This is a genomic window from Lysinibacillus sp. NPDC092081 (assembly GCF_044755845.1).
Taxonomy (GTDB): domain Bacteria; phylum Bacillota; class Bacilli; order Bacillales_A; family Planococcaceae; genus Lysinibacillus.
This window is the reverse complement of sequence record NZ_JBIVRU010000004.1, coordinates 128,693-142,838: the sequence shown is the minus strand read 5'-3', so window position 1 is coordinate 142,838 and position 14,146 is coordinate 128,693. Positions and strand designations below refer to the sequence as shown.

At 37.9% G+C, this 14,146-nt stretch carries 11 protein-coding genes and 1 pseudogene; 7 read left to right on the top strand and 5 right to left on the bottom strand.

What is annotated here, in order from left to right; genetic code table 11:
• Positions 1-69: 69 nt before the first annotated feature.
• Positions 70-411 (top strand): hypothetical protein, encoded by a 342-nt coding sequence (locus ACIQLB_RS09670; RefSeq protein ID WP_400724376.1) that lies wholly within the window; start codon positions 70-72, stop codon positions 409-411.
• Positions 412-497: 86 nt separating this feature from the next.
• A complete protein-coding gene (locus ACIQLB_RS09665; RefSeq protein WP_400724374.1) occupies positions 498-1,988 on the top strand; it encodes a serine hydrolase domain-containing protein in 1,491 nt (496 codons plus the stop codon).
• Positions 1,989-2,355: 367 nt separating this feature from the next.
• Here the strand turns inward: ACIQLB_RS09665 and ACIQLB_RS09660 are convergent.
• The 4 genes and pseudogenes from ACIQLB_RS09660 to ACIQLB_RS09645 form a co-directional block, all read right to left on the bottom strand.
• Positions 2,356-2,934: pseudogene (locus tag ACIQLB_RS09660) on the bottom strand (tyrosine-type recombinase/integrase).
• 98 nt (positions 2,935-3,032) lie between these two features.
• A complete protein-coding gene (locus ACIQLB_RS09655; protein ID WP_400724371.1) occupies positions 3,033-3,275 on the bottom strand; it encodes a site-specific integrase in 243 nt (80 codons plus the stop codon).
• Positions 3,276-4,198: 923 nt separating this feature from the next.
• The gene (locus ACIQLB_RS09650; protein WP_400724368.1) at positions 4,199-4,573 is read right to left on the bottom strand and encodes a metal-dependent transcriptional regulator; all 375 of its coding nucleotides are present in this window, start codon (positions 4,571-4,573) and stop codon (positions 4,199-4,201) included.
• Positions 4,574-4,579: 6 nt separating this feature from the next.
• Positions 4,580-5,569, bottom strand: coding sequence for a helix-turn-helix domain-containing protein (locus ACIQLB_RS09645; RefSeq protein WP_400724365.1), 990 nt, complete (start codon positions 5,567-5,569; stop codon positions 4,580-4,582).
• A 901-nt stretch (positions 5,570-6,470) separates the two neighbouring features.
• Between ACIQLB_RS09645 and ACIQLB_RS09640 the strand changes: the two genes are divergently transcribed.
• From ACIQLB_RS09640 to ACIQLB_RS09620, 5 genes are all read left to right on the top strand, one after another.
• A complete protein-coding gene (locus ACIQLB_RS09640; RefSeq protein ID WP_400724362.1) occupies positions 6,471-7,076 on the top strand; it encodes an MptD family putative ECF transporter S component in 606 nt (201 codons plus the stop codon).
• On the top strand, positions 7,019-7,753 hold the full coding sequence (locus ACIQLB_RS09635) for an energy-coupling factor transporter transmembrane component T family protein (protein ID WP_400724360.1): 735 nt from the start codon (positions 7,019-7,021) through the stop codon (positions 7,751-7,753). The genes ACIQLB_RS09640 and ACIQLB_RS09635 overlap by 58 nt, the downstream gene beginning before the upstream one ends.
• Complete coding sequence (locus ACIQLB_RS09630; protein WP_400724357.1) at positions 7,750-9,174, top strand: ABC transporter ATP-binding protein; 1,425 nt, start codon at positions 7,750-7,752, stop codon at positions 9,172-9,174. The genes ACIQLB_RS09635 and ACIQLB_RS09630 overlap by 4 nt, the downstream gene beginning before the upstream one ends.
• A 119-nt stretch (positions 9,175-9,293) precedes the next feature.
• Positions 9,294-10,997 (top strand): ABC transporter ATP-binding protein, encoded by a 1,704-nt coding sequence (locus ACIQLB_RS09625; protein ID WP_400724685.1) that lies wholly within the window; start codon positions 9,294-9,296, stop codon positions 10,995-10,997.
• Positions 10,994-12,739, top strand: coding sequence for an ABC transporter ATP-binding protein (locus tag ACIQLB_RS09620; protein WP_400724354.1), 1,746 nt, complete (start codon positions 10,994-10,996; stop codon positions 12,737-12,739). Before ACIQLB_RS09625 ends, ACIQLB_RS09620 begins: the two co-directional genes overlap by 4 nt.
• Before the next feature lie 899 nt (positions 12,740-13,638).
• Here ACIQLB_RS09620 and ACIQLB_RS09615 read toward each other — a convergent pair.
• Positions 13,639-14,091, bottom strand: coding sequence for a tyrosine-type recombinase/integrase (locus ACIQLB_RS09615; RefSeq protein ID WP_400724351.1), 453 nt, complete (start codon positions 14,089-14,091; stop codon positions 13,639-13,641).
• Positions 14,092-14,146: the final 55 nt, after the last annotated feature.

Here is a 14,146-nt window from a genome sequence, read left to right as displayed (position 1 = left end):
TAATGTTAAATGAGAATGACCGAATGAGTGATATTCAAATGCGGAATTTAGTAGATCGCATTATGGAAAGTGACGACACAGAAAAAAGTTCAACTAATTCGGGAGCATTTTCTTTCACTTCATGATTATCTAGATTTACTAAATTCAGGATGTCTTTTTGATGCCGAATATGATGCACTTTTTAATACTTTCGGGGATGTCGAATTAGCTATTTTAGCCAAGATCGTATTTTACGAGAAATTACGAGGAGGTATGCGAGATTTCTCAGACAGTGTTGCTGACGGTGTTGAAACAGAGAACGAGTGGAAAACGCATTATATTGGGGTTATGAAGCAGTTGGACGATGAGCGCATCGGAGCTGTCGGGCGCCTTATCTATGATATTGATTATGACGATATATCGGTTTATTGAGTAAAACTTATAAAAAATGACGATTATTGCTTAAAATCAACTTAGTTTGTGGTAGAGCGGTTTGATATTAAAGAATAGGGGGAAGTATGATTAAAAAGATTTTAGTTTTAATTAATAGCATTCTCTGTATTTTACTAATCATGTCTACAGATAAAGTTTCGGCGACGATAAGTGATAGGGATAAGAAAATAAAACAGATTGAAGTTGAAATTGAGAACAACATGAAAACACATGATATTCCGGGAATGGCCTTTGCACTCGTTGATTCTAATGGGATTATTTATTCTAAAGGTTTTGGAACTTTAGATATCCGAGAAGATACACAGCAGATTGACGAAAATACAAACTTTAACTTAGGATCGCTTTCTAAAGTATTTACCACATTAGCTATTATGCAGCTTCAGCAGAAAGGCCTTTTACGTATAGAAGATCCTGTTATTGATCATCTTCCTTGGTTTACAACAAAAGATGCTTTAATGTCAAATCAAATTACTATTAAACATTTACTTAATCATTCGAGTGGTTTGCCTAGTCGCCTCAATGTTCATGATGTTAAAAGTGTAGATCGATGGGAAATTATAAATCAAATTAGTGATAAACTACGTAATGTTATATTAGTTTCGAAACCCGGTGAAACTTTTGAATACACCAATATGAATACAGATTTGTTGCAAATAATTATAGAGGAAGTTTCACATGTTCCTTTTACAAAGTATATGGATGAAAATATTTTTAAACCTCTCGGAATGAACAGAACAGGGTATTTTACATTTGATGATCATCACCTTTCCAATACAGCAATGGGACATCGTTATCAGTGGGGTAAAATTAAACCTTATGAGGAAAAGTTAGTCTATGCTACATCTAGCTCAGCAGGGTTATCCTCAAATGCCACAGATTTAGCAAAGTTTATGATGTGTTTATTAAATGAGGGAGTAACTCCTATGGGTACTCTGATTCGTTCAAATAGTATTAAAAAAGTATTCCAAGCTAATAAATATGGTATAGGGTACAATTGGTATATATATCCCCAAAATATGTATATGGAGGGTGGATTACCTGGCTTCACTTCAACGATGGTTCTTTCTTCTGATAAATCCTTTGGACTTGTTCTCCTATCAAATTCAAAACAAGATATAACATTCCATTCTGGGTTTAATTTATTTAGAATAGTGGAAGGAGGAACCCCTAAACCTTTATTAGGTAAGGATTATCCAAAGGTGAAATCTGAGGCTAAAATAATTCTTAGTATCACAATCCTTATTTGTATTACTTTAATCTATGTAGTTGGAACAACATTCTATAATTTAGCAAGAAGAAGACATACAGTAACTTTAGTGAAACCAAGTTTCAGTAAAGTTTGTAGGATCATTTTATTGCTAGCATTGTACTTTGGAGTAATGTATTACATCTACGTTTTATTTCCTTATTATGTGGGAGTTCCTTCGTTATTCGACTTTAATAAAGAACCAGATGTCACAACAGGACTGATTATATTAAGTATAGTATCTACATCATTCTCTTTAGTTTTATTCTTGAAAATCCTAATAATTCAAAAGGTTAAAATGAATTTATAAAAATGAAAATAATCTCGTTAAACCATCTGATTACTATTTTTTAATAACATCAACAAACGTTCGCGATTGTTTAATAAGCGTTGCTGTTCTTCTTCAACTAACCAGCGCTTTACTTTAAGATGGGATTACACAGAGATCCCATCTTTTTTCTTCTTCATCAAACGGAGCAGGATAGTTGAAGATTAGATTAGACTTTTGAAAAATCGGGATACAACAAGAAGGATTTACAACGCCCTCAACAAATATGAATTATCCATATCAGCCGCAGTCGATGACTAATCATTATCAACCTACCATTTAAACGGTTACGAAATATTTAATAAAAGATAACTACCCAATTACGGGTAGTTTCTTTCCTAGGAAGGGATCAAAAAATTCGAAAAGAATCAATTGCTTTCTTTTTCTGCTCAAACTCAACATGGATATAGACTTGAGTTGATGTAATACTTTCATAGCCGAGTAGTACTTGAAGAGTCCGTAAATCAACGTTTTCTTTATTTTGCTGTAACATCAATGTTGCAAAAGTATGCCGTAAGTGATGTAGTGTGAAGCGGGTAGGCGGGAGGCCTGCCTTTTTCAACATATCTTTAAAAATGACATGTAAACCCCGCGGATCTAATGCTTTACGATTTTTATTTAGAAAAACAGGTTCTGTAGGATAAATTTGGTATGATCTTAAAGGAACTTTTTAAGATGCCAGAAGCGGTATTAAGTGTGGATGAAGGGGCAATATACGTTCTTTTTTCCCTTTTCCATCAATTCGAATCGTTTCATTTACCAAATCAACTTGTTCCCATGTTAATGAAACAAGTGTTAATGAAACAAGTTCAGAACGTCTTAGACCTGTTGTTGCTAATAATTTAAACATTAGCTCATTCCGCATCGAAAAACGTGATTGGGCACGTTCTAAGTAGTCAAATAGCTGCTTTAGAGATGTTAATGTCATATAGACAGGAAGTTTATCATCGGTCTTTGGCGATTCAATCCCGCGCGTAAAATCATTAGCAAGGTATCGTTCAAATAAACAATATTTGGCGAACGATTTTAAGGAAGAGATTTTCGGTTCAACGAACGAGGTTTTTGTTTTAATGATCCTAATAAATATTGGATAAAGCGACGTACTTGGGTTTTGGTGATCTCGTTTAAACAGGTTGAACAGCCATGATCCGATAAAAAGGTTAAGAAGAGTTGTAAATCGTATTCGTAACTAGTAACTGTATTAACTGAGTAATTTTTTTCAAACTCGATATACAAAACAAATTCATCAATGGCTGCATGTAGTTGCAAGTATAAAACCTCTAGATATCGTATTAAACAATAATTATTATCTGTACAAAATCATCCCATTATCGTAAAAAAGGAGAGTTATCGTTCACATGATAATTATAAGGAACTTCAAAATTGTAAGTCGAAAAGTACAGATATTATGGGTAGTTGACGTATCAAAGCCCTCCTCCACGCCAAATAATTTTAGTTTACATAATATAAATACCTTGGTCACTACTTCCTAATTATCGAAAGCTTCCTATAAATTATCGTTCAAAAGGGAATTATTCGTTTAAATAATACTAATTATCGTTTAATCTAGATTCTCCTTAAGATGAAGAAAATATTCAGCCAAAAATCTAACCTAATCGGATCAATTCTTATTAGGCCCGCCGAATTTTATAGCCACCATTTCAGCTTCGAACAGGTTAATGCCTCTTTGAACAAATGACCCCCGAGTGTATCTAGTTTAGAAATTTAGCACCATCGTTATGATTAGCAATTTAGTCTCTAAACGAAGAAAAAAGCCATCTCCATAAGAAAAGATGACTATTTGTTAGTATAGTTGGTGAGATGAATGCGGGTTTAAGATACTTTTCAGTTGGTGTCCAAATACCTTTGAAATAGAGGAACTCAATTCAAGAACGCCACGTCCTGTGGTAATTTATCTATGCGAAAGCGAAGCGACAGCAACACGGTTTTATCTGTTCGATATTTGCCACTGACGCTACGCTTTCGCGCAGAAAACATTTGCAGGCCTAAGCATAAAGCCGATTCCAGACGTAATTATGCCGAGGCATCATTGATTTTCTATTTGCAAGATGGTTTCTAAACAACAACATTTGGTGATGTAGCAAGGTAAATCTGCGGTTTCTACATTACTCATATTAATAAGCGTTTGCTTTTGCAACAGATGGAGCTGAACGGGCAGTGAAGTCGAGTTGTTAGCGACAGTGTTGTTTCATGAAATGCTCCATTGCACGGATTGAGTCCGAACTAATAACATGTTCAATCAGGCAAGCTTCCTGATTGGCAACATCCTTATCGATTTGGAGAACATCAATAAAAAATTGTTTGATGACTTTATGCTTGTGAAATATCCCATCTGCGTACGCTTGGCCCTTAGGATTGAGATGAATTTCTTTGTAACGTTCATTAACAACAAGTCCAAACTGAGAGAGCGTAGCTATCGCTCGGTTTGCGGTCGCCTTGGTTACCCCGACTTTTTCAGCAATGTCCGAGAGGCGCGCGCCTACTCCTTCTTCGGACAAAAGGAAAATGACTTCCAAATAATTCTCTAAAATGGGACTGAGCTTCATATAAATTCACCTTCCTGAGTATGTGGATATTTTTCCTTGCGCCAGTTTCCGATATTCGCTCGGGAGTAGTCCTGTATGCGTACGGAAGTAGTCAGAAAAGCTGCGCGTTTTTTTGTAACCTAGTTTCTTGGCAATTTCTCCAATGTTGATTTGTGAATGTTCAAGTGCATGCTTGGCTTCTTGAATTCTTTTCCTGCAAATGTATTCGGAAATCGTGCAATTGTACGCGTTTTTAAAGGTGTATTTTAACTTGGTTGGAGACATGCAGGCCAATTTTGCCAACTGCTCAATCGAGATACTGAAATCACCGTAATGGCTATCAAGACAAGTTAGGACAGCGGATATCCCGTTGCGATCCTGTTCTGAGAGTAGACATTTCTGTGTCTTTTGATTATGACTGTGGTTTACGATTAGAGCCAACATTTCGGCTACCTTGCTTTCGTAATATATTTTGGCTGCTGCACTATTCCCAGTAAAATTCATGATTTGTTTGAGAAGCAGAACAAGTTCAGGAAGGTGAAGCAACCCGTGCTGTTGCTCAAGTGCGGTCAGCAATTCATTGTATTCATCCGGATAGGTTTTGCTCAAATAGTGTTCATAATAAGCCGGAGCAAGTACAATGCAAATATTGCGTACAGCTTCCCTTTTTGGAATTAAGCATTTGAAAACTTGCGTACGGCTTCTATAACCCAATAGATATGGAGAGTAGAAGACCGCATGCTTATCCGCATAGAGCGACGATTCATAATACCCAAAACTGATAAAGTCAAATTGTGGGTATTCGAACGGAACTTCCTCGTAAAAGTAAAAATCCATGGCTTGAATAAAAAAATGACCTGTCTTGGCGTAAACCCATACCGTTCCTTCTCCCACGGATGGATCAAGGGAAAAGAGAGCACCAGGTTTTGTAGGGAAATGATGATCAACAGAAAATCCAAGCATTTCTAGATAAGGCTTATATTCACTTTCGATTGTAAACGACTGTTCTTGTTGCACGATTACACGGCTCCTTTCTATTGTAAAGTGATGGGAAGGACAAATTGAGTGCCGCTTGAAGACAAAAGTGCTGGTAAACCATTGTTTGCTGTTTAATGAAACGTTAAAGTTAGAGTATTCTAACTTTTTAGATAGTATAACAAATGTCATTTGAAAAACAAAGAGAAATATTGAAAAGATGGAATAGTCTGAAAGGACAACGAGGTTAAGAGTGGAAGCGTTCGATTTAGGATATTTATTAGTGTTTTTGTGGCGATGGTAGGGTTGATGATTATTGCTCCGATCATGCCTCAACTCATACGCGAATTAGGTCTGAGCGAAACTTATTAAGGTTTGATTATTTCATTAAGTACCATGCCATGGCGCCGGTTTAGGGTAACTAAAGCGATGGGAAATGAAGGAAACCTGTTATTATGTTTGGTTTCTTGGGAATGTTGATGAGCTATGTCCTGTTTAATTCGACAATGTATATTTGCTTTACGCAACGTATTAGTGACGCTCTATTTGTCATCTGCTTATTGTAACCAGTACCTTAATAGCCCTGTTTATTCCAGCTATACGATCGGCTGCACAGGCGTATATGGTGAATGTCACTGATTAACAGGGACGTTCTGCAGGAATGGCCTAAATTGGTGCAGCTAATGGATTGGGATTACTTGGTCCTGCACGTGCTGGCTTTTTTACAATTATTGGTCTGGTTTGGCGCTTTATCAACTGAACAAACATCTTCCTTTTGCATTTGTCATTGTGTTTGTTTTACTGATGGCTATTACATTGCTCGATTTTATAAATAGTTAATAGAAGAGGTGGTATAAAACATTTGCCTTATGTGATGGTAATGATGTTAAAGAACGTAAAAGTGGAGTTGAACATAAAATGAAAAATTGGAGGAGGAATAATTATGCAAGTACAAAATCAATCCTTTAATAATAAATGGAGCACAAAAGATTATATCACACTTGCTATTTTCAATGTGGTGATGCTTGTAATACTTACAATGGTCACTACAGTTACTCATGCATTATCTTACCTAATCGGAGGGGGAGCAGCCGCGCTTTTCAACGGTCCCATTTATATGGTGATGTCAAATAAAATAAACAAACGTGGGATATTATTCTATACATCTATTATTATGGGGCTATTTTTTTTAATATTCGGTTTTATTCATTTCTTAATCACAATGGTTGCTGTGGGGATTCTTTGCGAGCTGGTCATGTGGGGAAACAATTCTTACAAGAACACTTTCCGTAATGGCATTGGCTATAGCATTTTTTATGTAGGTTTTTCCCTATGTGGTGTTGTTCCTCTAGTCTTCTTTAGGGAGCAGTATATGGCTACTTTGGCTAAAAGCTATTCACAAGAGCAATTGGATAACCTACTACTCTCTTATGGAACGCCTAGTATGGTTGTGATCATGTGTATTATCTCTATCGTAGGAGCGCTTACTGGTTGCTTAATGGGGGGGCAATTATTAAAGAAGCATGTGAAAAAGGCGAAGTTGGTATGATAAATCTAGATCCTAGAACACATTTTGTTACGTTAACTTTGGCAAGCATTTTGTCAGTGCTTGTAAATGACCAATTACAAGTACATTTGATGGTTGTAGCAAGTGCATTGTATTTGGTATGTCTTAAACTTACTAAGCAAATGGTTTATTTGGTTTTGTTGTATATTGTTTTTTTATCAACAGTATCCTTTTTACCTGATATTATGACATCTTTGATACTCATTTTCTATACCTTTGCTAGAATGATTCCGATGATCATGATCGGTACAGCGTTTGTCCATACACCTCCTAGTAGCATACTATGTGCCTTTGAAAGAACGTTTATTTTCAAACCAATAATAGTCATGATTTGTATTTTAATCCGTTTTTTCCCCGTAATTGTTCTTGAAATGAAGATTATTCGAGAAGGGATTTTAGCAAGAGGTATTTTCCCACGTTGGTATAGCTTCTTGAGGCACCCGACAATTCTCTATGAATGCTTTTTTTTGCCACTTATTGTCCGGTGTCTTAAATTATCTTCTGAGCTTGCCTCTTCAGCAGAGCTCCGGGGAATAGGGTGTAAACGAGGAAGAACTTCCATTAATTTCGTAGGAATGACAGCTGTAGACAGTGTAGTGATAGGTGGATATGTTTTGATTAGTTTAGCGATATATTGGGTAGGAGTTGTTGGATTATGATCAAAATGAATGATGTCACATTCAGTTATGGAAACGAGGACGTTAATTTTGGGAACGAAGTCGCCGTAAGTAATATCCAATTGACAGTAAAAACCGGACAGTGTGTTGTACTATGTGGTCGTTCAGGATCCGGTAAAAGTACCATCATGCGACTTTTATCTGGCCTTGCGCCAAGTTTTTATAATGGAAGTATTTCGGGAAAGATAACCGTTAATGGTTTAAATCCTTCTAATCTATTGCCTGAGGAACGTACTAGACTGTTGGGAGTTGTATTTCAAGATCCTCGAAGTCAATTTTTCATGGATAATGTCCTCGATGAAATAGCGTTTTCAGCAGAAAATATAGGGATTGCCCCAGATGAGATTATCCGTCGGGTTGAGATACAGGCGAAATTGCTTAATGTTGAACATCTTTTAGGGCGGTCTCTTAACATGTTGTCAAGCGGGCAGAAACAGCTTGTGGCCATTGCCGCCGCATCCATTCTTTCACCGCCAGTTTTACTCTTGGATGAACCTACCGCTAATTTGGATCAGAAAGCGATTCAAACCTTAATTGAAATGCTACACAAACTTAAGCAAAATGGCACAACATTGCTAATTGGCGAACACAGACTTCATCCATTACTAAGTATTGCAGATTCCTTTGTTTATATGGAGAAAGGCAAGATTGTTAAAACATGGACAAAGGAGCAATTTTCCCAGCTTACTTATGAAGAAGTGCGTCCGTATGGCTTGCGTCATCCAGATATGTTCAACATCAAATCAATGCGTAAATTGGACGAAATACCAACTACTGAGATTGCACTTGAGGGTCAAAAGCTTTCTTATCGTTATAGAAGAAATGATGTGGTAATTAAGGATCTGGATATCATACTTCCAAAGGGGAGTGTGACGGCATTAATGGGGGAAAATGGGGCTGGAAAGACTACGCTGTGTAAAATTCTATGCGGTCTTCTACAACAGCGTAAGGGAATAGTCTTTAGTAAGGGAATCCCTTCATCTGCTGGACAGAGGCGCACCTTCAGCTATTTTGTCATGCAGGATGCGGACTATCAGCTCTATGCGGACAGCGTAGGTAATGAAATTGTTTTGGGCAGACATCTGGATGACGAGCTCCGCTTAAGGGCCCGTGAAGCGATGGAGGCGTTTGGGCTTCTGAGGCTTCAGGAGAGGCATCCTGCCTCGCTATCGGGTGGGGAAAAGCAGCGGGTTACGATGGCTGCGGCTTCTTGTTCGGATGCTGAACTGATCGTGCTCGATGAGCCGACCAGTGGACTTGACGGTGATGGTGTTCTTAAGGTTGTCAAATGGGTAAAAAAACTTGCACATGCGGGTAAAACGGTCGTTATCATCACACATGATTGTATTCTCTCTGAGCTTGCAAGCGATCAAATAAAAGTACTTAAAAACTTTAATGAATGAGGGGAGATACATTGAGTAATAACGAAAAAACAGGTATAGTCAGGCTTTTGAAGATTGTAGGTGAAAAAAAGACACTTCTTGTATGGTCTGGAATATTGTCTACACTGAGTGTGCTATTCATGTTGGTACCATACTACTCCGTGTATGTGGTGATGGCTGAAATGTTGAAGCATGCATCGGATCTTTCGACTGTGGACGGTCCATTCGTCATCAGATGGGCTATTTGGGGCGCTATCGGGATGATACTCGGGTATTTCTTTCTCTATATCGGGGGAATGTGCTCGCACATTGCTGCGTTTCGTATTTTATATGGAATCAGGAAGAAGTTATCGAATCATATAGCAGCTCTCCCACTCGGCTACTTTAATAAAAATGCCACGGGAAAAATTAAAAAAATTGTAGAGCATGATGTGGAAAAAATTGAGCAGTTTATTGCGCACCAATTGCCTGATTTAATCAACACTATCGTCATGATTATAGTAATTACATCAGCTATGCTTTTCTTAGATGTTTGGCTTACACTTGCCTGTATCATCCCTATTCTAATAGGATTTGGCTTCCAATTCTCAATGATGGCTGGCAAAAAGGCGAAGGAAGGGATCAAAGAATATTTTAACGCTTTAGAAAATATAAATTCCTCATCCATCCAGTATATACGGGGCATGCCTTCTATTAAAATATTTGGTCAGACAGTCCACTCCTTTAGTGAATTTCATAAAGATATACTTAACTATCGTGATTTCAGTGTGAAGTATACCGACAATTTTCAAAACGGTTATGTCTCTTATAAAGTTATCTTGATTTCGCTGGCCACCTTTATCTTGCCTGTAGGATTATTTTTCATCAGTGGGGATCCAGACAATGTAGCATTTGCGGCAACAATGATGTTGTTTCTTGTGTTAGCACCGGGGATTTCTACACCAATTCTTAAATTCAACGATTTTGCATCTACCCTGAACGTCATTTTCGAGGGTGTCAGACGCATTGACGAGATATTCGATGAGCCAATTATACCAGAGCCAGAAACGAAATATCTCCCGTCTTCCTATGATGTACAGTTCCATAATGTTTCTTTTTCTTACAGTATCAAGGATATGGAAGTATTGAGAGAGATTAGTTTTACTGCGGCGCAAGGAGAAATTACCGCCTTGGTTGGACCATCTGGGTCTGGAAAATCTACCATTGCACAGTTGATACCTCGCTTTTGGGATATACAAAAAGGCAGTATCACCATAGGAGGACAGGACATCCGTGATATGAGAACGAACGACCTTATGGATGTTTTATCCTTCGTGTTTCAGGAAACTTTTCTGTTTTCGGATACCATATACAATAATATCGCTGTAGGTCGGCCGAATGCGACGAAAATGGAAGTTTATGCGGCAGCGAAGGCCGCGCAGTGTCATGCATTTATCGAAAATTTGCCGAAAAGCTATGATACACCGATAGGCGAAGGTGGAGTGTACCTTTCAGGGGGAGAGGAACAGAGGGTTTCAGTAGCACGAGCGATTCTTAAGAATGCTCCTATCCTGATACTAGATGAAGCAACAGCTTACGCCGATCCGGAAAATGAATATCATATGCAGCTTGCACTTCAGGAGCTTATCAAGGGCAAAACCGTTATCATAATAGCGCATCGCCTAGCTACCATCCGTGAGGCCAACCAAATTATTGTATTGAATGAAGGCCAAGTCAACGATAAAGGCACCCATAATGAGCTTCTATCCCATAATGGTATATACAAAAGCATGTGGGATGCCTACACGCGCTCCATGGAATGGAATATCGATCTTTTGCAGGAAAGGGACGTGTTTGAGAGATGATTAAACAAATGTACTATATTACGACGGGCAACCCGCAAAAGATGCTGAAGTCCATCCTCTGGACATTGTCGGCCAACGTAATTAATATGCTTCCCTTTGGCAGCCTACTCTTGGTGGTAAGTACCATCTACGCCTATTACAGCGGGGAGCAGGAGTCCCTAAATATTCAATATTTGTGGTATGCGTGGGGAAGTATGGTTTTCTTCCTTGCTCTCGTGTTTGTGTGCGAATTGATGGCTTACCGGTCCGTTTATCGTGGTGCATACGAGTCTTCTGCTGAAGGGCGGATAGAGTTGGCCGAACATATACGAAAACTGCCACTCGGATTTATTATGAGCAAGAGCTCTGGAGAACTGGGGCATACGATGATGAATGATTTTACTCAACTGGAAAATGCAATGACAAAAAATATTACACAGATTATAAGCGGTATAATGATATCAATCCTCACTTTTATAGGACTGATTTTTTTGGATTGGCGAATGGCTGTAGCCATGTTTGCAGGATTTCCTGTAACGGTTCTGATCCTGTGGGGGATATCTAGCTTGGAGCGCAAAATTGGTATTAGTCATGCCCGAGCCAAAATCATTCAGTCAAATGCCTTGCAAGAGTATCTTTACGGTTTAAAAGTTATCAAAGCTCATAGTTTAAGTGGTGAAAACTTTAAAAGTCTAAAACGTGCCTTTTATCGGTATATGAAAGAAAGTATTAAGCTGGAAGGTGTGCTTGGACCTTTCTTTTTGGTAGCCATAGCTTTCATGAAAATGGGATTGCCCCTTATGACGATTGTAGGCGTCTATTTCATTTTGGGCGGTGAGATAACAGTACCGTTATTTATGATGTTTTTGCTAATAGGCGCACGTGTTTTTGATCCGCTATCAGCTGCAATCATAAGTTTGCCTACGTTTAAATATGATGCCTTGGCAGGTGAAAGAATTGTAAATTTACTCGAACAGCCTGTCATGAAAGGAGATAAAGAACCTCCGAAAAACCATGATATTCGATTTGAAAATGTGACCTTCGCTTATAACAAAAACATCGTCTTGAACAATGTTTCTGTGAGGATGAATGAAGGGGAATTGACGGCTGTAGTAGGTCCTTCAGGAAGCGGGAAAAGCACGCTCCTACGATTGATTGCACGGTTTTATGACCCACAAAAAGGTCAAGTGCTTTTCGGTGGCGTAGATGAGCGTGGACTGAACCCGGAAAAACTAATGAAAAAAATCTCTGTGGTATTTCAAGATGTATACCTGTTCCAAGATACAATCGGTAACAATATCCGTTATGGGCGAGAAGAAGCTACTCAAGTGGAAGTTGAAGCGGTTGCTAAGGAAGCCTGTTGTCATGATTTTATTATGAAACTGCCGAAAGGCTATGACACATTGGTAGGGGAAGGAGGTTCCACTCTCTCTGGCGGGGAGCGTCAGCGTATTTCCATCGCCCGAGCCATGCTTAAAAACGCTCCGGTCGTTTTGCTTGACGAGGCTACTTCCTCTCTTGATCCAGAAAACGAGGTTGAAGTGCAAAAAGCGATCAATCGTCTGATTAAAGGACGTACAGTTATTATGATCGCTCACAGGCTGAAAACCGTTGTGAATGCAAATAACATCATCGTTTTGGACAAAGGCAAAGTTGTGGAACAGGGAAAACATGAAGAACTAATTGCAATGGGCGGTCTATACAATAAGCTTTGGGATTTGCAGAGCAGAACGATAGGGTGGAAAATAGCCACTAAACCATAATTAGTCTTCGTTTTACTTTCGGGACCAAAGAAAGCAAAAATGAGGCAAGGCATATATTATCCATTGACTTTATAACTTCTTTCAGCAATTATTTTCTGTAGACGGTAATCAAATTGCTCTTACTATTTATGATGTACATTTCAGGGAAAGGTTGCAAATGGATCAACATTCTTCAGGGATACAAAATAGTACAGGTTGTAAAACGTTTATAACCCGATGATTTATATAGAGGAACACAAATATAATCATCAAATTTCAAGTAAAGCTTTCTCAACTATCTAAAAAAATTATTAAACAAAAGTTAGTATCCTTAAAAAAAAGCAATGAATGTTCATAAATATTCCTGACAAATGAAAAATAACGAACTATATTGTATTAAACAAACCAAAATATTCATATTAAAGTGGTGGAAGTGCTATTCGTCCACCACCTGGACACTTTATAGATTGTGTAAAACACGAATATTATATTTAAAGTTATCTTTCACAAGTGTTTGCAGAATAAATTACTTTATTTTTTATCAAAGGACAGTAAAAACTAACAATCTATGATAAAATCGCCAGAATTCATAACGTATAATCCATATTTGTTATGATTACAACAATCTAATAGAAAAGGGAAAACCCCAAGTTATACAATGTTAACGTTACTACTAAATGTTAATTTGTATTTAACTTGGGGGTTTTTCATGTAATTTTAAGGAAAGAGGGATTTATTATGAATAACACGATTACTGACAAAAGCATATTTATATCTAGATCAAGAACTGGATACTCACAAAATTCCAAGAACGTTTATCGAAGAAATAATAAAAAGATTTCGGAACATTTGAAGGGCCATGGATTAGAACCTACAATCGAAAATGTAACAAGTCGCTACTACAAAAAATGGTTAAAAGATCATAAAGGGTTTTCTTTATTTTCTTGCAACATTCGTGTTGCAAAAGTATGCCGTAAGTGATGTAGCGAGAAGCGGGTAGGTGGAAGGCCTGCTTTTTTCAATACATCTTTAAAAATGACATGTAAACCCCGCGGATCTAATGCTTTACGATTTTTATTTAGAAAAACAGGTTCTGTTGGATAAATTTGATATGATCTTAAAGAGGCTTTATAGGATGCCAGAAGCGGAATTAAGTGTGGATGAAGGGGCAATATCCGTTCTTTTTTCCCTTTTCCATCAATTCGAATCGTTTCATTTACCAGATCAACTTGTTCCCATGTTAATGAAACAAGTTCAGAACGTCTTATACCTGTTGTTGCTAATAATTTAAACATGAGCTCATTCCGCATCGAAAAACGCGATTGGGCGCGTTCTAGATAGTCAAATAGCTGCTTTAGATCCGTTAATGTCATATAGACAGGTAGTTTATCATCGGCCTTTAGCGATTCAATCCCGTGCGTAAAATCA